Below are 23,435 nucleotides of genomic sequence, written 5' to 3'. Positions count from 1 at the left end.
GCCTCACTGATTTTATGGTAAGTTGACAAAAAATTGCGAATAAGTTACCTTACCCGCAATTAAATTAAAATTTTAAACTCTAATTAATTTGGTTAATATATTAATTATAATATATATTTTCCTATTTTTCAAATTCCTTTATAAATTAATTTTCAAATGAAATTCAAAATGACAATTGACATAAATAAACATATAAATCAGATACTTAGCGACATAACGTTACTAATCGCTAAGGAATTACAAAATTTAACCAAAGAAATAATTAATGATAAATCGCTGAGTAAAGACCAGAAAGCTAAGAAATTTTTGGAGATAACAAATATTTCTAAGAAACTTTCTCATATAAATCAAAAGGTTATAGAAATGAATGAAAAAACGAATGAAGCAAAAAAAGATCCTAACACCCCAATTTATTACGAACCGGAAAGCTTCAGCGATGCTGAATTATATTTCCTCAAAGGACAATTAGATGAAGTCATCAAAAGAAAAGAACAGCAAAAATTTAGCAATAATAAAAACTCTTAAAACGCTTCCTTATAATCAAACCTTCTCTAATTTTTTTACCCAAGCTTTTACAGTAACAAATCCAAATAAATCTCTTAAATGGAATTGGCACCATGAGCTTATCTGCAATTATCTTGAAAAAATCGAGAATAAGGAAATTACAAGGCTTATAATTAACGTCCCTCCTCGCTCTTTAAAATCACAAATTGTAAACGTTGCTTGGCCTGCATGGTTAATTGGAAAAGACCCCAGTAAAAAAATTATTTGCGCAAGCTACTCGCAAAAGCTCAGCAATAAATTTTCACAAGATACAAGGTTAATATTAAATGATAGATGGTATAAAACCATTTTTCCGAAAGTAAAATTTTCTACTGATCAAAACGAAAAACATAAATTCGTTACAACGAATCGGGGATTTCGCTTAGCAACTTCAATTAAGGGAACTTTGCTTGGCGAAGGTGGGGATATATTAATTCTTGATGATCCTCATAACCCTAAAGAAATCAATTCTCCCATTGAAAGAAAAAATACAATCGATTGGTTTGAACAAAGCTTTATAACAAGACTTGATGATAAAAAAACTGGCTCAATTGTTTTAATCATGCAGCGCCTTCACCCTGAAGATTTAACGGGTTATATATTGAGTAAAAATTTAGGTTGGGAGCATTTAGTAATTCCAGCAATAGCAGAAAAAGATCAAGAATATTCAGTTAACGACTTTAAACATTTTCGTAAAGCTAATGAAATTTTATGTCCTGAATACGAAGGTGAAAAAGAATTAAATCGCCTTAAAGCTGAACTTGGCACTTATACATTTTTAGCCCAATACCAGCAAAGCCCAGTTATAGGGAGTGGTAACGTTATTCAAAAGCAATGGCTAAAGTTTTATATAAATAAGCCAACAAATTTTGATAAAATCATTCAAAGCTGGGATTGTGGGCTTAAAACCGGCTCAAATAATGATTATAGTGTTTGCACCACATGGGGAATTTGTGAAGGTAACATATATTTACTTGATGTATGGCGTGATAAGGTTAATTTTCCAAAATTGCTTGTAAATGTTAAAGCTATTCATGAAAAATGGCTACCCGACATTGTATTAATTGAAGATAAAGCAAGTGGAACTTCGCTATTACAAGAACTTGACCGCCAATTAATAACAGCAATTCCAATAACCCCGCGTCGTGACAAAGAAACTCGGCTTGTAAGTGTTAGCACATTTTTTGAAGCAGGAAAAATATATTTCCCAGAAGGTGCTCATTTCATGCCTGATTACATTAATGAACTCACCCAGTTTCCAAATGTAATTCATGATGACCAAGTTGATTCAACAAGCCAAGCTTTAGAATATATTAAGAAAAATGGTAAAACAATTATTGGCCTCAGAAGTGCATAAAGTTTGAAAAGCATCTATTTCAATAAACGAATGTTAAACCTTTACACTTAACTAACTAAATCGTAATTATCTTGACATATTTTTTATTAGATGTTTAATTAAAAGAAAGTAAAAGGTATTTAAAATGCAAGACAGTAATAACAATTTAGAAAAAACTAATTATATTGAAGCTACACCACTGGAATTATTAGTATATGTAGCAAAATATCTTGATCACAAAACAATAACTTCCAATCTCCATGTTTCAAAACGTGTAATAGCCATATATAATGAATGGCTTAAAAATGGGAAAATTGAATTTAATCAAAAAACAGATATTAATTCATTTAATGACTACATTAAAAATAATGAAATTGAGCCTAAACATATAAGCTTTAAACAAATTAAAAATCAACCGGTTCAGTTAGCTCATTTAAAAAGCTTAAAATCGCTTAAATTAATTCACACAAATTATGAGTCTCCACAATTTGCTGAGTTAGTAAATTTAACTTCCTTAATGATTGATAGCGAAAATATCTCTATTGATAATTTAGAAAAATTAACAACATTAAAAGTCTTAGAGCTTACTGGTAAATTTTCAAGGGAGTTAAGATTTGAGAGTTTTAAAGAATTCCCAGACTTAGAAGAATTAACAATAAATATTAAAAATATTTATTCATTTTTCCTTGCTACAAGGTTTACCTTAAACCAATTACCAAATCCATTTAAACTAAGAAAATTACAACTATCTAATGTTATAATCGAAGAAAAAGCCAGTGTAACGCTTAATTTATTTAATAACCTTAAAGACTTACACTTTTCTAACGTTGAAATTAGAGAATTATCGTTTGAAAATTTAAGCAATTTAAAAACGCTAACCTTACATAAATGTAAATTTTCAAATTGGCAAGCTTTAGGAAGTTGCATTAATCTCAAAAAATTAGTTTTAGATGGAACAAAACTTAATGACATTTCTCAATTACCGGTTATGAATAAGGTCAAAGAATTACATTTAATTGATAATGAGATAACTTCTAATTTACAGTTACTTGCAAAAAAATTCCCTAATTTAACAACTCTTTCATTACAAGGGGTGGGTTATGGAATAGTAAAATATCCTTTATTAAGTCGTAACGCTTCTTTTACAGCAGGAATAGGAAAAACACGGATTAGTAATTTTTATAAATTACCCACATTTTCTTCAGTAAAAAACCTTATATTGTTTAATCATAATATGAATGATGAGAATGATACAAAAGAAACTTTAGAAACTAAATTCCCAAATTTAACCTCTTTAAATTATGAAGTAACTTCCAGTGTAAAACAATTAAAAGCCATTGAAGGTTTAAGTAAACTTGAATTCTTGGTACTGGATTTAAGCAATGTAACTTTCCTTTCAAAACAAAATGAGTCTTTACTTAAATTAGACAATTTAAAAGAAATTAAGGTTATTTTAAGTAAGCATAGTAAAGATATTAAAATGCCTGCTAGGGAGTTAGAATCTCTAGGAGTTATTTTAGCAATGCTTAAAATCAAAAATGTAATAATCGACCTAAGCGAAGTTAAATCAGGTAAATATAAAGAATTACTGGAAAAAATTATTGATGAAAAAGTAGAAGAACTAAAGCCACAAGAAAATAAAGGTTTTAGAAGCGGTATTGAAAAGGAAGAAAAACAAACCTGTTTGATTCTATAACACTCTAATATTCTTCACTAATTGAAACAAAGGCCTAAAATGCAAGATAGTAATACTGAATTACAAAAAATTGATTACTTAGGCGATCTCCCAAATGAGACTTTATTGAATATTTTTCAATATGTAGATCATGAAACTATAGCCTCAACTGCCTATGTTTCAAAGCGTTTAAATATATTATATAATGAATGGCTTAAAAATGGAAAAATTGAATTTAATGAAAATACAATTAAAAATTATGGTTTTTTCCTAACGTACCTTGAGCGGAATAAAATTAAGCCTAAATATATAAGCTTTAAAGATATACAGCATGAATATCCATTATTTGAGGATTTTGAAATTCTACATGATTTAGAAGCTATTGAGTTAACAAATGTAAATTGCAATGAGCTAAATTTTGATGGTTTAAATAATTTAACAACTTTAAAAATAGATAATGCAGATTGGTATTTAAATCCAGCTCGCCTAAGCACATTAACAAAATTAAAAACTCTTGAGCTAACAAGCAGTTTCCATGAAAACTTCAAGTTAAATTATTTTGAAAAATTCACCGATTTAGAGGAATTATCATTAAATATTAGAAATGAATTTTTATATTTTTTATTAAATTCAAGATTCGCTTTAGAAAAATTACCCCATCCACATAAACTAAAAAAATTACAATTATCTAGGGTGAAAATCGATGAAAATGCAAGCAATACCCTTAACTTATTTGCTAATCTTAAAACCTTACACCTATCTGAAGTTATAATAGACAAATTATCATTTGAAAATTTAAGTAAGTTAGAAACCCTAATTTTACATGAATGTAGAGGAATCAACTGGCAAGCTTTAGCTTCATGCACTAACCTTAAACTACTATTAGACGAAACTGAATTAAAAAATGTTTCTTCATTACCTATTTTAAATGGAGTTAAAGAATTACATTTAACAAATATTCATAATATGAATAATTTACATTTATTGTTAGAAAAATTTCCTAATTTAATTACCTTGAATTTACAAGGCTTAGTTCATCAGGGTCAAGCTATAGAAGGCATAAATTCCAATTTTAGCGTTGAAGAAACTATTAAATATCTTACCGATAAATTTTACAAAATCCCTGTTATGCCATCAGTAAAAAATCTAATATTATCAAATAACCATAGTAACTCCCTTAATAATAGAAAAGAGCAAAAATTACGCTTTAAATTTCCAAATCTCACTTCTTTAAATTACAAAGTCCCTACTTTTGGGGAAGAATTATTTGCTATTGAAGGTTTAAACAACCTAGAATATTTATCACTCGATTTATCTAACATAAGTAACACTTATGTTGATAGTGACGCTTTATTAAGCTTAAAAAATCTAAAAATTATAACAATTAATTTAGAAAGTAGTTTTATAAGCGATAGTTTTATTTCTTCTCTTGCAACCATTTTAGCTAAGCTAAAAACTGGAAATGTCATCATTGACCTAAGTGAAATTATGCATAAAGAAGTTTTAGAAAGAGAAATTGATGAAAAAGTAGCGGAATTAAAGCAACAAGGATATAAAGGCTTTAGATCTGAAATGGAAAAAAGCCAAACAAAATGGTGTAAATTCTTATAACACTTGCACTTTCTACTAAAATTAATAAGGTTTATAAGGTGTAATATATAAACCTATAATTAAAAGTAGCATGCATGAGTAAAGAAAAAACCACTGAATTGCTTGATTTACTACCAGAAATAAAGGCCTATATTTTAAAAAAATTTAGCATCATTAACTTTAAAACTTTAGTGATTTTAAGAAGTATTTCTAAAGAAATGACACAGTTTTTTGATGCCCATGTTCTTCCTTCCATTTTTATTCAGGTAGCCTTTTATCCTACAAAAGATTGGGCTAATTTTTTAGCTTATTGTAAGTTAAACAACCTTAATCACAACATTTGTCACCTTGATTTAACTCTTACTGACCCAATTGAGTTTTCAGTATTATCCAACACCTTCCCTAATCTTGAATCATTATTTTATTCAACAAATAATTTTGCACTTACAGATATAAATGAATTAGGTAAATTTACTAAACTTAAAAATCTAACCTTAAAAGCTGATAATTTCACTGATTTAAAGTTTTTATCAAGCTTAACTAATTTAGAATCTTTATGTATTCATAGAGGCTTTCCCATAGATAATTGGTATAAATTGACTTGTCTTACTAAATTAAAACAACTTGATATTTTGGTACCTTTACCCCATGAAACAACTAGAGAATATAAGGATCTTGTAATGATTCTTACAAAAATGGTTATAACCCAGGAATTAGATTTACATGCGCAAAAAAGTTTAATGGAAGATGTAATGAAAAAAGTAAAAGAATTAGATTGTTTACCTTACAATTCAAAACGAAATTCTGTAGAGAAATCTGGTGTTTTAAATTTAAATGAAAAAGAAAGGTAAATAGAAAAGTTAAATTCCTATATAAGAAAATACAGGAATTTAACTTATAAAATATCTTTTAGTTATTTAATGAAAGCTCAGAAGTTTTTTTAGAAGTCTCATCTAAATCTTTTCTAAAGCCTTGTTCTACTTCGTTAGTTTCTTCAACAAGTTCAGGAACAGCAAAGGTGTGAATTTCATCTCCACAATATTTAACTTCTAATAGACCATTTTCATTTTTAAATAAATTAAATTTAAATAACAATTTTACTTGGTTATTTTCTCCCTCAATACGAGCCTCTTCATCAATAGGCACACTATAATTTAGCGTATGAGCAAGTGTAGCTTTTTCATTATTTTTTAAATGATTAAAATTGGTAATTAATTTTAACTTTAAAACTTTATATGAGAAAACTTTTAGATTTAATGTAACAAATACATTTTCTACTTTAGAGTCAAAAGCTTCTATATTACCAATATTTATATCAGCATTAGATACTATATTTACCTCTAATTTTTTAAAGAAATCTCTCATTTTTTCATTATTAATTAAATCATATGGTAAATTACCTACATTAGTTTTAATATTATAATCCGCATCATTATCAATTAAAAATTCAGCTATATTGACGTGCCCTTTACTTGCTGCATAATGTAATGGTGTTAAACCCATAGCATCCTGAATATTAATATCCGCACCATTTTCAAGTAAAGTCTTTAGCATAGTAATAGTTTGAATATTTGAGGTAACTGCTAAATGTATTGGAGCAAAACCAAGATCATTTTTAATGTTAGGGTTTGCACCATTTTCTAAAAGAAGTGACACAATACCAGCATAACCTTTGAAACAAGCTAAGTGTAATGCGGTATTGCCATTAATTATTTGATCATTTATATCACATTTAGAAATTAATTCTCTTACTTTCTCCAAATCACCTTTTTGTACGGCCATATACAGCTCAGTTTGAGGATCGTTAGAAAATTCAAGTTTTAATTCAGTAGATAGTAGATGTGAAAATATATCGTATCTATTGCATTTAACTGCAAGCAATAAAAAACCTTGTAAAGTATATTTTGTATCAGGTAACTTATTTAATTGCTTAAGAATAAGTTTAATCATTCCAATATTATTATGATAAAGTGCTAAATCGATTGAACTATCACCAATAGGGGATAGATTATTTTCATGAAAATCTTGAGGTTCACCTATTAAACGAAGCATTTCTCTAACCCTGTTACTTGATCTGGGTAAGTGTTTATAAAGTCTTAATTCAAGATCTGAACCATAAGCTAAAAATAATTCTGTAAATTCATAATTAGGTTTTTTAGCTAAAATGTGTAAAGCAGTACGGTGGCTATTATCACGTTCATTTGGATTTGCGTGAAATTGTAATAATAATTTTGTTAAATTAAAGCAATTTTCATTCATTGCATAAATTACCGCAGGTTGGGTTATTTTTTGAGTAATTTTACCATTAGCGTCAGTTTTCGTAGTTGTAAAATTTGTATTAGGTGAGGCTCCACAAGCAAGTAAAGTTGCAATATTCAAAAATTTTCCATGACTTGGAGAGTTAACGTAATCAATAATACTTTCTCCTAATTTTTCATTCAAATCATCTAATATATTTACCAGCGGTCTAATTGTTTCTTCAAAAGGAGTGCTAACATTTAATAAATTTTCTTTATCAATACTATGAAGAACTATCATATGAGCGGGGGAATAAGTTGCAATTCGAGTTCCCTGAGCATCCTGAATAATTTTAATTATGCCTTTATAAAACCAATCTATAACTATTTCAGCAGTTTTATCCGACCCCATTTTCTCAAATTTCGCTCTAATAAAATTAGCTTCTTCTGATGTTAATTCTTTTTTCAAAAAAAGTTCTTTTAAATTTAATTCTTTATTTTGCATAATTTTATAACCTTGTTATGTTTAAATTTATTTAATAAATGGTTAATATAAGCGAAAATTATCTTTAAGTCAAGTTAAATTATTAACTACTTTTTACTAAAAAAATTGATATTCTATGAGTTTCAAAGATTTAAGGGTTATAAGCTAAAAAACAATTAACCATTTATTGATAAAAATACCAAAGTACTTTAATATCCTTTTATCTGACAAACTTATGATTGAGAGATCAATCAGTTAAATAAATTTTATAAAATAATCTCTATGTCTTACTATTCTTTTACAAAGAAAGAGTGGATTACCTTAGCTAAATGTACAGGTTGTTTAAAGTAAGGTTTGAATAAAATATATGAAGAATTAACTTCAAAAATGATAGCAAAATGACTTTAGAGTTAAAAAATCTTTTAAAACAATATTATAGGTTCTTACCTACTCTACGTAATATAAGTAGGATTTCTGCTAAAAGAGTCGCAAATATTGGGGCACATTATAAGTCATTTGGAGCTTTCGCGATTGCAAGTTTTTTTATTCCTTACTACATGTGGTCAAACCCTGGAAATATTATGGTTTTAAATCAAGATATTTCAATTTTTTTAAGGTTTATTGCAGGAATACTTGCATTTGGTTTGATTATTCATGACATGTGGCCAAGAAAACTAGTTTCTTACTTACCTCTTTATTGGCATGTGACTTTAATGTATTCCTTACCATTTTTTACTACTTTTTTATTCTTATATAATCAAGGTACGGTTGAGTGGTTAATTAATGTTGCCTTATCCCTTTTCTTACTTGCAGTCCTTACTGATTGGTTAAGTTTCACTGTACTTTTAAGTATAGGAACTACTCTTGGATATAATCTTTATATCTATCTTTTAGGTAGTGAAAATATTAGTCAAATATTTAGCGACCCACATAAGATTCACTTATTTTTCTATGTAACATTTTTCTCGACAATTATCGGTATGTTATTTTCAAGAAATAGAGAAATTTTACAAAAATCAGTAGTAGATATGCTAGAGCTTAAAGCAAAAGAAAGAACTAAAGATTTAGAAGAAGCATTACTTCTCAAAAAAGAATTCTTATCAAATTTAAATCACGAAATTCGTACACCAATTATGGGTATTATTGGTTATTGCAATGGTTTATATGATAATTGGAAAGAGTTTAATGAAGAAAAAAAATTGGTTATATTAAATAGGTTAAATAACTCAGTAGATAGGCTTTATACCTTTGTGGACAATATCTTTGATTTATCCAAATTTGAAACTGGTAAAATGCACCTACAACTTGAAAAATTTGATATTAAAGGGGCTATAGAAGAAATTATTAGTGATACTGGAAATATGAATATTAAAGAGAATTTAAGTATCAAGTTAAATATAGAAACTTCAACTTTTTTAATCGAGGCCGATAGATTTAAAACTAAACAAGTAATAAGAAATCTAATCAGCAATGCTTTTAAATATACTAGTGAAGGAAATATTATAATTTCTATTAAAAACGGTAAAGAAATCAGGAAAGATGGCAGTCAAGTTAAAGGTATTGTGGTTTCAGTACAAGATGAAGGAATTGGTATTCCCGACGATGAATTAGAACTTATATTTGATCCCTTTTCACAAAGTACCAGAACAAAATCAATGGCCGGTGGTCGTGGACTTAGTTTATCAGTTTCACGTAAAATTATTGAAGCACATTTAGGAAAAATTTGGGCCGTGAACAATAAGGATAAAGGTGCTACTTTTGCATTTATAATTCCACAAAAAGGCTAAAATAGAATAATTTATAGGTAAAAAATGTTAAAAAAACAAGAAATAATAAGAATTCCTGCTGCTCAATATTATGATAGAAAAACATTTACGTTAGGCAATGTTATTGTAGAAAATTGGGAAGAACTAAATACACTAAAACGGCTTACACATTTGTATACATCAACTGAGATTTTTGATATATCCCACATTGAAGAATTAAAAAATTTAGTGCGATTAGAATTAATAACTACTTGGAATAATGTTACAAACAAAGCTAAATTAGGAAATTTACCTAATCTTACTTGGCTAGAATTATTTAATACTCAAGCAATTGACTTTAATGATATTCCAAATATTAGCACTTTGAGAAAATTACGCTTATTAAGCCATAATATAAATAATCTAAAAGAAATAGCTAAATTTAAACAACTTACAGATCTTGATATAAGCTATCAAGAAATTAGCTTTGGAAATCCCTCTTTATTTCAAATCGACTTAGAACATATTTTAAACTTAAATGATTTAGAAAGTTTAAAGATTGGGGAGTATGAAATCACTAATTTTGCTTACTTAACAAAACTTTTAAATTTAAAAAATTTAGCATTTTGGGGCACAATAATTGATTTTGAAGAATTTCCAAACTTACCAAAGCTTGAAAGTTTAACACTTGCTTATATTGAATCTGCAATTAATTGGCAGAAATTAAGAAACCTTTCTAATTTAAATTCATTAACCATTTATTCTTGGGAAAATTTTATATTAGAACCTATTCCTCAATTAAAAACATTAAAATTAAACTTAGGTAAGGAAATTTCAGTAGATTGTTTAGCAAAATTAAATGAATTTTCTAATCTTGAATCATTAACAATACAATTTGATAATAAAATAAGTTTTGATTTAAAAGAAATTAGTAATTTAAAAAAGTTAAAAGAATTAAAGTTAAATTTTGCAGTGATAAATTGGGAAACACTTAAAGATTTACCTAACTTAAAAAATTTAACTATTGATAAGGAATCACTGCCAGCAAAATATTCAGATGATCCACAGCCATTAATTACTCTAGAATATAACAATTTTATTTCTACAATAGCATTTTTAGAAAAGAAAAATGTTACAGTAAATGGAATTAGTGATGAAATTAGTAAAGATATTGACTTGAATAATAAAGAAAGTGAAAAGCTTAATGCTGAGCGAAGAAACTTTTATTTAAAATCTGTTTTATATGGCATTATTGGCATTGCTCTTCTCTGGTTGACTGGACGTTACATTAATAAATCTAATATTATTCCAAGACTTATTAATGACTGCACAAACGTACTTAAAACAGGTGAAAATCGAAAAACATTAGAGCAAGCTACTAATAAAACAATTGATGTAATATCAAAAAACATGAAGTTTTAACTTAGTTTTTTCATCATTAGTGATGCTTTATTTCCTTCAAAAACGCCTTTCTCAAAAGCAAAATTAGCCACTTCTTTAAAACCTGCTTTTTTATAAACGTGTTTTGCTTTTGGGTTGTTTTCATCAGGGTCAATAAAGAAGGTATTGGCCTTTTCATCAACCTCTTCATAATAAAATTTAGTAAAAGCTTCAAGGGTTGGTGAAGCGAGTTTTTTCCCTAAAAATTTTTCATTACCAATGCAGAAATCGATGGTAATAGTTTTACCAGATTTTGACATATGATTTTTCCAAACTTCAGAAATATCTTCATTGATTATAATTTCAGAAGTAAGAAGAAAACTAAACGGTTCATTATTTATTAAACCCATCCAATATGTAAAAATACCATTAAAATAATTGGAAGGCGTTACTCGTCCTTCTAAAAAGTTATTTATATCATTTCGGTGATCAATACTATTATCCCAGAATTCGTGAACATGAGGTTTATCAAGCCAAGAAAAGATTATTTCTTTATCATCTAAGGTAGGTTTTCTAAAGGTAATATCAAGCATTTTCTATTTATAACAATGATCAAATCTATAAATCTTTAATATAAATATTTATACTAAGTAAGCAAATTAAATGAGTTTTTTAAGGGCAAAATTTTTAATATTGACTTTTAAATATTTTTATTTAACCATTTATTAATAATTTTAATTAACCAGGTTACTTATGAAAGAAACCGTTAAAAAGTTAATACATGAGCGTTTTAATAATAACGGTTATGTAATTATAACCGAAAAACAAAAACTTTATTGCCGCCCCTTTAATCCAAACGATATTGATCTAATTAAAGAAATTTATTCTGATCTTAAATGCCGTATTTTATTAGTTGGAGATGAGAACCGTAGTGAACAACAATTAACTGAATGGATAGATAATGTGATTAGCCGTTATAAAGATTGTGGTTTATCATTTTATGTAGTATGTAAAAAAGAAGAAAAGTTAGGTATAGTAGGTTTAGGAGAATTTAATATAGATCCTGAAACTAAGCTTTCTTATACTAGCATTCATTATGCTTTCCCTGTTCGCTCACATAAGAAAGGTTACTGCTCTGAAATTTGCGAGGAATTAGTAAGATTCGTTGTAAAAGACTTAAATATTGATTGCATACATGCTCAAACCTTATCATATAACAAAGTTTCTCAATTAATTTTAAGAAGACTTGGTTTTGAGCCTAATGGAAAACAAAATTGTCCAGATAATTATAAAGATGAGTATGTAACTAAATTTTTACTTACACATGAATCTTATAAGCAGGCATTAATGAAAGAAAAAATATCGGTAAATTCTAAGCTTCATGATAATTCAAGAGATTTTAGAAAACTTATAAAAAAAGATTATAAAAAATGGTATAGGAATAGAGAAGATGTTAAATCAAATGCAATTTTTTATAAAAGAATTATAAATTATCTAAATTTAACATCTCCTTCTGGCAGTATTAAAAATTTATAAACTTTAATAATTCCAATATTTATAAAGTACTTTTAAACTTTATTGACAAATAGTTAGTAAATTTGTATGGTAGTAAATTAATTAAAAACCTTCTTTTAAATTCACAATGAAAAAAACATATAAATTTAATAAATTATCTAACGCTGAAGCTCATTTTGAGCTAACTGAAAGTAATGAACTTCATGTGTTAATTAGAACAGATAATTTATATTTAGAACCAGTAAAAGAAGAAGACATTACCCCTTACCATGAAAAACTATTCGGTAATAGTACAGTCATGAAAAGCTTTGTTACCGGAATTACCCAAGAATTATCTGAAGTTCAAAATACGGTTAAAATATGGGTAGAAAGATGGAAAAATAATAACCCATTTAGCTCTCTTACTGTAACACGTATTGATGATGATAAATTTGTCGGACAAGTAAATTTAGGCCCTGGCATTAAAGATAAAATTCCTGGCACTGCAGAAATTAGTTACACTGTTAACCCTGAAGTTGCAGGGTGCGGATTTGGAAGTGAAGCTGTACGAGCAGTATTTGATTATGCAGAAAAATTATCTGAAATGAAATTTGAGGTTAATGGTGGTGGATTTAGAGAAATAATCGCAACTGCACTTCCTAATAATTATAAATCAATAAAAATATTAGAAAATTGCGGAATGAAATTTGAGAAAGAAATTAATGCCCATGGTAGCATTAGGAATTTTTATCGCAAAAATTTTACTGTAGCATCTATAGCTAATAAGTAACGTTAATATTTAAGATAACCTTTTTAAGTAGTTTAATAAAAAATTTTTGTGAGGCACAAAATGACTTTTAAAAAGGATTGGGAGAAAACGGAAGAACACATTAATATACCATCTCCATCTTATATTGACCAAATGGTGGCAATAGCTTTCCCTGAAAAAAAACTTATTTCATACACCCTTATTTCAGGCGGATGCGCTAACCTAAACTTTAAAATCAATTTAGAAAATGATGAAGAATATGTTTTACGAATATATATTAGAGATAAAAATGCAGCTTATCTTGAACAAAATATAACTGACCTTGTTAAAGAAACACTTCCTGTTCCAGAGGTCTATTTTGTTGGCAACTATAAAGATTATCGCTTCGCCATTATAAAATATATTAAAGGAATAACTTTAAGAGAATTATTATTAAATTACCCATTAAAAGAATGGGAAAATGTTATGGTCGAAGTTGGAAAAATTTTATCCTCGTTCCAAAAATTTAAATTTCCGAAATCCGGAGAATTTAATAAGAATCTAGAGATTAAAGAAGAATTATTTAATATTAAAGAATTTGTATTTGAATGTTTAAAAAATAAGGAAGTAACAAAATGTCTTGAAAAAGAAGATATAGTTGCAATTAAGCAAATTTTAAATAATTATAATGATCTCTTAAAAAATTTTTCTCCTTATCTTGTGCATGGTGATTTTGATCCTTCCAATATATTAGTAGATAAAATAAATGATAAATGGTATGTGAGCGGAATTTTAGATTGGGAATTTGCTCATTCTGATAATTGGCTTATGGATGTTGCAAATATGTTAAGATATGCTCATTATATGCCAGATACTTTTCAAAAATCTTTTATTAAGGGTATTGAAGAGCAAGGTATTAAATTACCAGAAAACTGGTATGTAATTGCTTCAATTTATAATATAGCTTCAATACTTGATATTATGGCAACAAAGCCTTTGGATGATACACCTAAAATATGTAAAGATGTCTGTGAACTTATTAAAGATATTGTTTTAAAATTAAGCTAATAGTTTTAAATTTATTGGAAATCAAAAATTATTATAAATACATTACATTTGCAAGCTAAAGCATTATTCTATAAAATTTTGGAAAACTAAAATTATGAGAATTATCATGATAAAAAATATTTTAAAGATGACCTTAATTTTACTAACTTTATCACTCCCTGCTGAAGCTCGATGGGCAACAATTGAAGATGCTCCACTTGAAATTCAAGTTTATAACGAAAATATGAAAGTAAATGCGGATGGTACAAGTGAAAATATTATTGAAATAAAACAAAAAATCCTTAAAGAATCAGCTCGTGCAAGGGCTTCAAATTACACTCTTTATTATAATGGGGATAGTTCAAAAATCACTATCCTTGAAGCTAAAACCATTTACCAAGGTAAGGAATATAAAGTTAATGCCGACCTTATTGAAGATAAACCTTTAGCAAGCGCACCAAGTGGTTTTGATCAACAACGTCAGATATTAATTGCTTACCCAAAAGTAGAAATTGGATCTGAAGTTTATATAAAATATTCATTTAAAGAATTAAAACCAGTCCTTAACAATTATTTTGCGACTAAAGTAAATTTAATTGGAGGATACATTAAGAATTATAACTTAAACCTAACTTCTGAAATGCCTTTACATATAAAGGTTAATGATCCAGAAAATGTTTTAAGAGTTACCAATCAAAAAAAGGATAATTTAAATAAATTATCTATTAAACTCACTAAGCCTTTTTATAGAGATGTGGTGAATGAACCACAAAATGGAGTTATTAATAACAAACACTTAACCTGGGTTTCGATTTCAAGCGTTAAGGAGTGGGACGAGCTAGGAAAAAGACTTGGTGCAGGATATGAAAAAGTTATTAATCAACCTCTCCCTGAAACATTTAAAAATATTTTAAATGAGGCTTCTAAAGGAAAAACAGAAGTTGAGCAAATTAATATAGTTACTTCACTTTTAAATGACAAAATTCAATATATGGGTGATTGGAGATCAATTGCTGGAAGATATTTTCCAAGAAATTTAGCTCTAATTGAAAGTTCACAAATTGGAGATTGCAAAGACTTTACAGCAAGTACTGCTTCTATATTAAAACATCTTGGCTTTAAAGTGCAGCCTGCGGCAGTTCTTAGAGGCACTAATAATATGTCGTTTTACGGTGGCTTACCTGACGTTAGTGATTTTAACCATGCATTTTTAAAAGTGACTGGAAAATTAGGTAAAGTATATTGGATTGACCCAACTAATTTTATAAGTATGGCCGATGGAATGTTTGCAGATGTGGCAGAAAAAATGGCTTTAGTACTGGATTCTAAAAATCCTTCCTACGAAAAAACAAATTCAATTGATCCTAACCATTCGCAAGTTGTTTCAATTAAGGAAATAGAAAAAATTAATGGCAAGGTTGCAAATTCCGGTCATTTAATTCTTAAAGGTGAACAAGCAACCGATTATGCAGGAGCTAAAATGTATCTTTCTGATCAAAGAATTAGAGATGCTATTTTTCATAGATTAAGCGGAATCCATCTTGAAGAAGAAAATAAAAAAGAATTGTTAGTTCCTGATTTAAGTTCACGAATTGTGAAAGATATTGATTTTAAATTTAAGTATTTTCAAGACAACCAAATTATTAGAACAAACCTAGGGCCTGGCATTACCCTTGATTATAAGTGGTTAGAGTTTGCAATTAATAACTCACCCGATCAAGTAAGCGATTTGTTACTTGATTTTCCTTTAACATTAAACAAAACTACTGTTATTAAAAACCAGTTAATTAAGCAAATAAGTGCTTTAAATTATGAAGTAAATAGCCCCTGGCTTAGTGTAAAAAGAAAATGTGATTTTGATGGTAAAGATACGGTAATTAATGATGTAATTACCGTTAAGCAAACTTTTATTCCAAGCCAAACTTTAAAAACTAGAGAATATAAATCTTTAAAACATGAATTAAAGAAAAACTTTTTAAATACATTAATAATTCTAGATAAGTAAATACTTCAAAAACATGATAAAAGAGGCAAGTTGCACTTACCTCTTTTATTTATAATTAGTAGGAAATTAATAATGTTAAAGTAGCTGTGTATAATATTTTTACTTGTAATTATTTACCTTTAAAAGCTTGGCTAATTCCTTCAATTAAACCATGAGAGTTTTCTATTAAAAGGTTAGCTCTAGCCGCAGGAATAACTGTATTTAAATTAATAATAGGTTGTTGTGGCGCTCTTCTAATCTGTCCAGAGTTTATAGGAGCATCCTTGTAAAGAGAAATTCGATCTATCACAACCGGTAAAACACATCCTACAATCCTGCCAAAAGTTGGATTAAACACAGTAGCGAGTAATGTTACTACATCGACTACTAAATTTTTTAAGAAGTTAAATGGAGCTTTCCTTAAGTTCTCTTTAATTACAACGCTTGCGTCCCTTCGGCTTGTTAAAACTTCAAAAGCACCTTTTAAAACTAATGAACCCAAATTATAAGCAATTAAAGGTGCAAATAGCATTCCGGTTGATTTTACTGTTTGGAAAGATTTTTTATCGAATATAGACATAACTGCCCTTTATTTTAGTTAAAATTAAATAAGATATTATTAATACATATAACACTTATCAAGCGAAATTTTATTTATTTGCCATAAGAAAACAATATTTCTATTAATATTAGAAAGTTACAGAAAATCAAAAAGGTTGTTTTACCTATTATTAATTGATAGTTTTTAAATTATTTAATCAAAATACGATAATAAAATATATTAAACTTATGAAAAAACTAGATCGCAGCTTTTATGAACAAGATTCTTTGGAAGTAGCAAGAAGCTTGTTAGGGAAAACCTTAGTTTTCAATAATTATAAAGGTATTATTACTGAGACAGAAGCATATATGGGATTTGAGGATCCTGCTTCTCATGCTTTTAGAGGAAGAACTAAAAGAACTGAAATTATGTTTGGTGAAGCTGGATTTTCCTATGTTTATCTAATATATGGCATGTATTATTGCTTAAATTTTGTTACCGAAAAGAAAGATTTTCCCTCCGCAATATTAATCAGAGGTTTATTAATTTATGAGCCTGTTAAATTATTACTTGATGGACCTGGAAAAATTTGTAAACTCTTAGGTATAACAAAAGAACAAAATGGTGTGGATATTATAAACTCTGAAAATTTTTATGTTGCTGATACTGGACAAACATTAGAATATAGTGTTAGTTCTCGTATAGGTATTAAAACAGGTTTAGATAAAATGTGGCGTTTTGTTGCTAACCTAAAAAATACTCCTTTAACAAATTAAGTAGTATAGTTTAGGCGTAAATAAATAAATTTTAGGAGTCTTTCGGCATGATAAGAAACAATAAGAAAAAGGGGAATTTAAAATATATTTTAATAACATTAGCAGCTGTAGTTATGTATTTTACTTTCCAAGATCAAGTAGATAGTTATGTAAATGCAAAAGCTCTAAGCTCAGATGAAGCAAAAGCTAATACAAATGTAAATGATACTAAATTAAAAGATATTATTAGAAACGAAATTCGTATTACTCTTCAAGAAAATCCTGAAATTGTAATTGATGCTCTAAAAGCTTATGAAAAAAAAGAATATGAAAAAAGAGCAAGTGAAAGTAATAATTTAATTGAAAAAAATATTAATGAAATTAATGAAATAAACAATATTCCATATGCTGGTACTAAACATGGTAAAAATATTGTAGTACAATTTTTTGATTATAATTGCAGCTTTTGCCGTAAAGCCGCTGAAACAGTAGAAGAGTTATCAAAAGAAGATAAAAATACTGTGTTTATTTTTAGAGACCTCCCAATTTTAGGTGAAAACTCTGAATTTGCATCTCAAGTTGGCGTGGCGGTTTTTAAAATAAAACCTGAGGCTTATAAGGATTATTACTTTAAAGTATTTAATAGCTTTACAAAAGATAAAGAAACTTTGAAAGCTATTGCAATTAGTCTTGGTATTAACAAAGATGAGTTAGATGAAGCTTTAAAAAGCTCATTTGTAAGTGAATTTTTAAATAAAAATAGAGATTTAGCTCGTAAACTCCAGTTACCAGGAACCCCTTACTTTATAGTTAATAACAAAGTTTATAATGGTAATATAAGCGCAGAAAGTTTAAAACAAGCTTTAAATCGCTAAATCAGAGTCTTAAAAGTTTTTTTTAAGGGCTTTAAGTTATACTTAAAGCCCTTATTTTATCAATAATCAATCACTTCTTTTTCTTAAATAAATAATATATTTTTATTTGCTTATTAACCATTTTTTAACTATAATGTCTAAAAACATTAGGAAAAAAAATGGCAAAACTACAAGATATTGATTTTAATAACCTTACAAAATTACCCACAGAAATTATAGCTGAAATATTGAAGAATCTTACGAAAAAAGAATTAGCAGAATTTTATTTTGTAGAAAAGAAGGCAAAAGATTACCTTAAAGCGGCATATACTTTAGCTAAAAACCGCATTTTAAATGGGAAGTTTGAAAATCATGCTATTGAAATAAAGGTTTTACGTAATTTATATAAAAAAGCTATTATAGAAAGAGATATTAAAACCTTGCTTAAACTACCAATGCATACCGAGGTAATCAATTTTTTAGCAAGCGATTTAAAATATTCTAAGCTCAGGTTAAGTAAAATAATAATTCATAGCTTTATTAATTTTATAGATGAGCTTCAAAATGAAATAAATTTCAAAAAAAGTATAAGGTTATATCAAGAAGTGATGGAAAAACCTGATACTTATTCAAAGTATTTTGTAAATGGAGTTAAGGAATCAATTAAACCTTGTTTTACGGAAAAAGAACTTAATATTTTAAGAAGCTACAAAGGTTTAAGCGGTGTTACACCTTTCGCAACTATTGCTACTCAAATTCAGTTACGTGATATTCTTGAAGCAAAAGAAATAACAGAAGTACATATTAAAAAATTACATACTTTAATTAAAGACAGAAAAACACTTTTCACTGATGATAATATAGAGGATGCGCCCGAGGAAGTTCAAAATATACTTGAGTATTATCAAAACTTGAATCACAGATTAATTGAAGAACTTGCAAAAAAGCCGATAAATTTTGTAATGCTTGAAGAGTTAATTAAAGAAGGCGCAAACGTAAATTACTATACCTATCAAGAGAATAAAGAGAATGAAGATTTCAGTAACTATGAAGCGTTACTTCATTATGCTTTATATCAAGATTGTGAGTGTGAAGTTATTAAATTCTTACTTGATAATGGTGCAAATGTTCATTCAATAAGTGAAAATACAAGGAGTGGCTATCAAGGTACAGCTCTTCATCATGCGTTAGAATTAGAAACTCTTACAGAGCGAGATAATATTATTACATTACTACTTACTTATGGTGCCGATGTTAATGAATTAAATGGCGATCCATCCATATGGGTAGAAGGAGATTTTTGTTACAATCCACCTTTATATACAGCTTTAAGTAATGAAAGATATGAATGGGCACTTAAGTTAATTGATATGGGAACAGATGTTAATTTTGTAACAGGAAAAAACTTAAAAGATGACCCGATTGCTTTTGAAATACTTAAAACTCTTGAGGATCAAAATAATGAGCACGCATTAAAAATTATAGAAAAAGCTTTAGAAAAAGGCATGAATATAAATGTTAAAGGTTGCGAAGGCAGAACTTATCTTCATAATCTTGCACTTTATAGGCATAATGCCTGTTATAGCGTACCTCATGGCCTAACTCTTGTAGAAGCAAAACAACTTGCAGAAATAAAACGCAAATATGCGTTTAATAATATTCCATTGCTTATAAAACTTGGCGCAGATATAAATATACAGGATGATATGGGTAATACTCCTTTACATTCATATATAAAAAATTCATACCCACCTAAAATTGACATAATTCTAAAATTAATTAAATGGGGTGCAAGATTAGATATTAAAAATAAACCAAAACGATTACTTCAGGGTTGGGAAGTCGAAGCTGTTGATATAAATGCAAACCCATTAACTCCACATTTTCCTTCACAAACACCGATAGATAAAATTAAAGAAAAAGAAATAAGCTGCAAAAAATTTCTAATAAATGAAGTTGAAATATTAAGACTGAGAAGAGCAGAATTTAAACTTTTACAACAAAAGTTAGAATATATAAAAAAACCACACGATCACTCATATCCACTTAATATTAATGATTTAACTAACATATCTACGCCAAGAGATGAATTTGGAATGACACCAATTCATCATATTGTATTTGCAGAAAATGGCGAGAATTATGTAGAAAGGTTGGTAACAAATTACAAAATTGATATAAACGCATTCGATAGTTTTGGTAATACAGCACTTCACTATGCGTTAAAAGTAAAAGCTCCATCATATTATAATTTACTTTATAAAGACTATAACATTAATTTAATTATTAAATTAATAGAAAATGGCGCTGCAATAGAAATATTTAATGGAATCTTAAAATCTAATTTAAAAGACGAAAATAGTTTAAATATTATAGCTACTATAAATTTAGCTTTAGAGCTTGAAAAAGCAGTAAACCAACGAATTGAAAGATTAAATAAAAAAATATCACGCCTTCATTCCCAAATAGAAGCTTTATCAACATCTATTAATCTTAAAAATAATAAAAGAAAAAGAGATGATGAAGAAGATAATTACCCTTTAGCTAAAAGAGGGAAGTTTGAACAAGAGCAAAATAATAATAATTTTAGAGAGTATACAAAATGAGTAAAGAACAGTTAACACAAATAAACATAAACCATATACCTGATGAAATTTTATTAATGTTTTTTGAATATTTATCTGAAAAAGATATTAGACCATTTTCTTTAACTACAAAACATTACAATAATTTAGTTAGCTCTGTTATTGAACAAACTAAAAAAAATATTTTAGCTGGAAAGAAGTTTAAGGGCACACCCGTTGAAGTATTCACACTTACTAAGCTTTACGTTGAGGCTTTAGAAAGCAGAGATATTGAAACCTTACTTAAATTACCAATACACATTAAAACAATTCAATTTTTACGTAAAAGTTATACGTATCACCCTTTTACAAACTTAATTATATCAAGTTATTTTAATCATATTAAAGGCCTTCAGGAAAGTTTAAATTTCAAATGTTACGCTCAATATACTGAAAATCACCCGTGGTTCCCAAATGATGAATTTGCTTTTGAAGCACAGGAGCTTATGGTACCAAGAATGGTAAGCTTAACTTTTGAAAAACCCTCAAATGAAATTTTTACTAATGAAGAATTAAAAATATTAAGGCTTTATGATGGCGTAAGTGACGTTACTCCATTTGCAACAATTGCTAACCAAATTCAGTTACGCGATATTTTAGAGGCTAAGACAGTTACTGAAGAAGATATTCAAAAATTACACGTTTTAATTAAAGATAAAAAAACACTTTTTACAGATGAAAATATAGAAATTTCAGTTGAAGAAATAAATGACATTCTAACTGATTATATGGAATTAAATATACAATATGCAGCTGATTTTGAACATTATGAAAGTAAATCTAATAAAGATGATGATATTTTTATTACTAATCTTACCGATTTATTAGATAAAGGAGCTAATCCTAATTATAATCATGATAATTCTAATCCATTAGAAGATTTATTAAGAAAAGGCGCTTCGCTTGAAGTTATAAAATTTTTGCTTGATAAGACCTCTAATCCTAAAATTTACTCTGTATGTTTTATTGATGAATATGCGTATTATTATCAAAACATTTTCCATATGCTAGTTGAAGCTGAGACTGATTTATATTCTGACTACACAAGCTTAATTAAAATGTTTGTTGAACATGGAATTGATATTGATACTCCAAACTTCTATTTAAAAGATGAACAGTATCCAATTACTCCATTACAAAATGCTATAAACATCAAAAAAATTAATCTTGCTTATGCCTTAATTAAAAATGGCGCAAATTTAAATAGTATTTTCTATGCAGATTTTTATAGAGTTAAAAATTACGAAATGACTATTTTGGATATGATACTTAGCATAGATGACCAAAAAAAAATTACACCTTTACTTCAAGCTTTAACTTTAAGGAAATTTGATTTTAATATTAAAGACAGTAAAGGAAGAACTTTTATACATAAATTCTTTGAATCTTTCCTAGACCCTGATTTTAATAACATTTATTCCTTTGAAACCTTAGAATTATTTATTAAATCAGGTGGGGATGTGAATAGCCAGGATAATGAAGGTAACACTGCGCTTCATTATTTAATTAAAAAAGAAAAACCATCTTTATTCGCAATTCAAACATTACTTCAAAATGGAATTGACACTTCCATTAAAAATAATGAAGGTAAAACTGTTTTCGATATTGCTGACAAAGAAGTTACTATAGAATTTAATAATATATTAGATGTATGTTTACAAGCTGCAATGGCTGAATCAATAATTCATTCACATAGTCAAAGAATTACCCAAATTTCGGGAAATTATTTATTACCAAGTTCTGTAATGAATAATATTCAATCATCAAGTAAATCACAAAATTCAGAAATTTATAAAATAAATCAGCATGGTTTAACTCTTCTTCATTTTGCCGTTATTAATAATGACTTAAAGGAAGTGCAACGTTTGCTAAGCTTAGGGGCATTTATTGACTATAAAGATAACTTTGGTAATACCCCTCTTCATTATGCATTAGGTGCAAAAGCACCGTTTGATTACCAGTTCAATAAACCTAACATTTCGATTATCAGTGAATTATGTAGATTTAGACATAACCTTTATTCTAACTCAGGAAACCATTTATTTTTAGTGGATATCAACGAAAGTATAAAATCTATTACCAATAATTCAGAACAAAGTCTCACAGATCTTGCTACGCCAGAATATGTTTATGATTTTTCAGATTTATTAAAACTCGTTTCAAATGCAGTAGAGCTATATAAAAAAGCAGTAGTGCTTGAAAATGAGCTTAAACGTATACAGCTTGAATTACAACAATTAACTATACGCGCTACTCCTCCTATCCAATTTATTAAACCTGTAAAATGGAATGAAAAAAGAAACAGATACGATGATGAAGATGATAACGATAACGATAGATCGCCTAAAAGAGCAAAGATTGAACAAGAACAAAATAATTATAATTATAGAGGATAAAA

Annotated in this window: 18 protein-coding genes; 15 read left to right on the top strand and 3 right to left on the bottom strand. The window is 27.8% G+C overall.

What is annotated here, in order from left to right; translation table 11 throughout:
- Positions 1–168: 168 nt before the first annotated feature.
- The 5 genes from J0H68_01505 (at position 169) to J0H68_01485 (ending at position 5,995) form a co-directional block, all read left to right on the top strand.
- On the top strand, positions 169–525 hold the full coding sequence (locus J0H68_01505) for a hypothetical protein (protein ID MBN8827365.1): 357 nt from the start codon (positions 169–171) through the stop codon (positions 523–525).
- Positions 470–1,900 (top strand): phage terminase large subunit, encoded by a 1,431-nt coding sequence (gene terL / locus J0H68_01500; GenBank protein ID MBN8827364.1) that lies wholly within the window; start codon positions 470–472, stop codon positions 1,898–1,900. Before J0H68_01505 ends, terL begins: the two co-directional genes overlap by 56 nt.
- 124 nt (positions 1,901–2,024) lie before the next feature.
- Entirely contained in the window at positions 2,025–3,575 is a 1,551-nt protein-coding gene (locus tag J0H68_01495) for a hypothetical protein (GenBank protein MBN8827363.1), read from the top strand.
- Positions 3,576–3,614: 39 nt separating this feature from the next.
- A complete protein-coding gene (locus J0H68_01490) occupies positions 3,615–5,165 on the top strand; it encodes a hypothetical protein (GenBank protein ID MBN8827362.1) in 1,551 nt (516 codons plus the stop codon).
- Between the two features lie 74 nt (positions 5,166–5,239).
- The gene (locus J0H68_01485) at positions 5,240–5,995 is read left to right on the top strand and encodes a hypothetical protein (GenBank protein MBN8827361.1); all 756 of its coding nucleotides are present in this window, start codon (positions 5,240–5,242) and stop codon (positions 5,993–5,995) included.
- 58 nt (positions 5,996–6,053) lie between these two features.
- On the opposite strand, the gene J0H68_01480 is transcribed toward J0H68_01485, so the two are convergent.
- On the bottom strand, positions 6,054–7,886 hold the full coding sequence (locus tag J0H68_01480) for an ankyrin repeat domain-containing protein (GenBank protein MBN8827360.1): 1,833 nt from the start codon (positions 7,884–7,886) through the stop codon (positions 6,054–6,056).
- A 377-nt stretch (positions 7,887–8,263) separates the two neighbouring features.
- Between J0H68_01480 and J0H68_01475 the strand changes: the two genes are divergently transcribed.
- Positions 8,264–9,652 (top strand): HAMP domain-containing histidine kinase, encoded by a 1,389-nt coding sequence (locus J0H68_01475; protein ID MBN8827359.1) that lies wholly within the window; start codon positions 8,264–8,266, stop codon positions 9,650–9,652.
- 24 nt (positions 9,653–9,676) lie between these two features.
- Entirely contained in the window at positions 9,677–11,032 is a 1,356-nt protein-coding gene (locus tag J0H68_01470; protein MBN8827358.1) for a hypothetical protein, read from the top strand.
- Here the strand turns inward: J0H68_01470 and J0H68_01465 are convergent.
- Positions 11,029–11,583, bottom strand: a complete 555-nt coding sequence (locus J0H68_01465) for a GNAT family N-acetyltransferase (protein ID MBN8827357.1) — start codon at positions 11,581–11,583, stop codon at positions 11,029–11,031. The two genes, J0H68_01470 and J0H68_01465, sit on opposite strands and share 4 nt — an antisense overlap.
- A gap of 160 nt (positions 11,584–11,743) precedes the next feature.
- Here J0H68_01465 and J0H68_01460 point away from each other — a divergent pair, with 160 nt between their 5' ends.
- From J0H68_01460 to J0H68_01445, 4 genes are all read left to right on the top strand, one after another.
- Positions 11,744–12,526 (top strand): GNAT family N-acetyltransferase, encoded by a 783-nt coding sequence (locus J0H68_01460; GenBank protein MBN8827356.1) that lies wholly within the window; start codon positions 11,744–11,746, stop codon positions 12,524–12,526.
- A gap of 106 nt (positions 12,527–12,632) precedes the next feature.
- A complete protein-coding gene (locus tag J0H68_01455; protein MBN8827355.1) occupies positions 12,633–13,274 on the top strand; it encodes a GNAT family N-acetyltransferase in 642 nt (213 codons plus the stop codon).
- A 60-nt stretch (positions 13,275–13,334) separates the two neighbouring features.
- Entirely contained in the window at positions 13,335–14,300 is a 966-nt protein-coding gene (locus J0H68_01450; protein ID MBN8827354.1) for an aminoglycoside phosphotransferase family protein, read from the top strand.
- Between the two features lie 106 nt (positions 14,301–14,406).
- On the top strand, positions 14,407–16,284 hold the full coding sequence (locus tag J0H68_01445) for a DUF3857 domain-containing protein (protein MBN8827353.1): 1,878 nt from the start codon (positions 14,407–14,409) through the stop codon (positions 16,282–16,284).
- Positions 16,285–16,393: 109 nt separating this feature from the next.
- On the opposite strand, the gene J0H68_01440 is transcribed toward J0H68_01445, so the two are convergent.
- On the bottom strand, positions 16,394–16,843 hold the full coding sequence (locus J0H68_01440; protein ID MBN8827352.1) for a hypothetical protein: 450 nt from the start codon (positions 16,841–16,843) through the stop codon (positions 16,394–16,396).
- 209 nt (positions 16,844–17,052) lie between these two features.
- On the opposite strand from J0H68_01440, the gene J0H68_01435 reads away from it, so the two are divergent.
- From J0H68_01435 to J0H68_01420, 4 genes are all read left to right on the top strand, one after another.
- Positions 17,053–17,580: a DNA-3-methyladenine glycosylase gene (locus tag J0H68_01435; protein MBN8827351.1), complete on the top strand. Its 528-nt coding sequence runs from the start codon at positions 17,053–17,055 to the stop codon at positions 17,578–17,580.
- 47 nt (positions 17,581–17,627) lie between these two features.
- Positions 17,628–18,434, top strand: coding sequence for a DsbA family protein (locus J0H68_01430; GenBank protein MBN8827350.1), 807 nt, complete (start codon positions 17,628–17,630; stop codon positions 18,432–18,434).
- Positions 18,435–18,592: 158 nt separating this feature from the next.
- A complete protein-coding gene (locus J0H68_01425) occupies positions 18,593–21,019 on the top strand; it encodes an ankyrin repeat domain-containing protein (protein ID MBN8827349.1) in 2,427 nt (808 codons plus the stop codon).
- The gene (locus tag J0H68_01420) at positions 21,016–23,433 is read left to right on the top strand and encodes an ankyrin repeat domain-containing protein (protein MBN8827348.1); all 2,418 of its coding nucleotides are present in this window, start codon (positions 21,016–21,018) and stop codon (positions 23,431–23,433) included. The genes J0H68_01425 and J0H68_01420 overlap by 4 nt, the downstream gene beginning before the upstream one ends.
- Positions 23,434–23,435: the final 2 nt, after the last annotated feature.

It is taken from the genome of Sphingobacteriia bacterium (genome assembly GCA_017304685.1).
Taxonomy (GTDB): domain Bacteria; phylum Pseudomonadota; class Alphaproteobacteria; order Rickettsiales; family 33-17; genus JAFKLR01.
The sequence above is the reverse complement of the archived record's forward strand: the minus strand, read 5'-3'. Positions and strand labels throughout refer to the sequence as shown.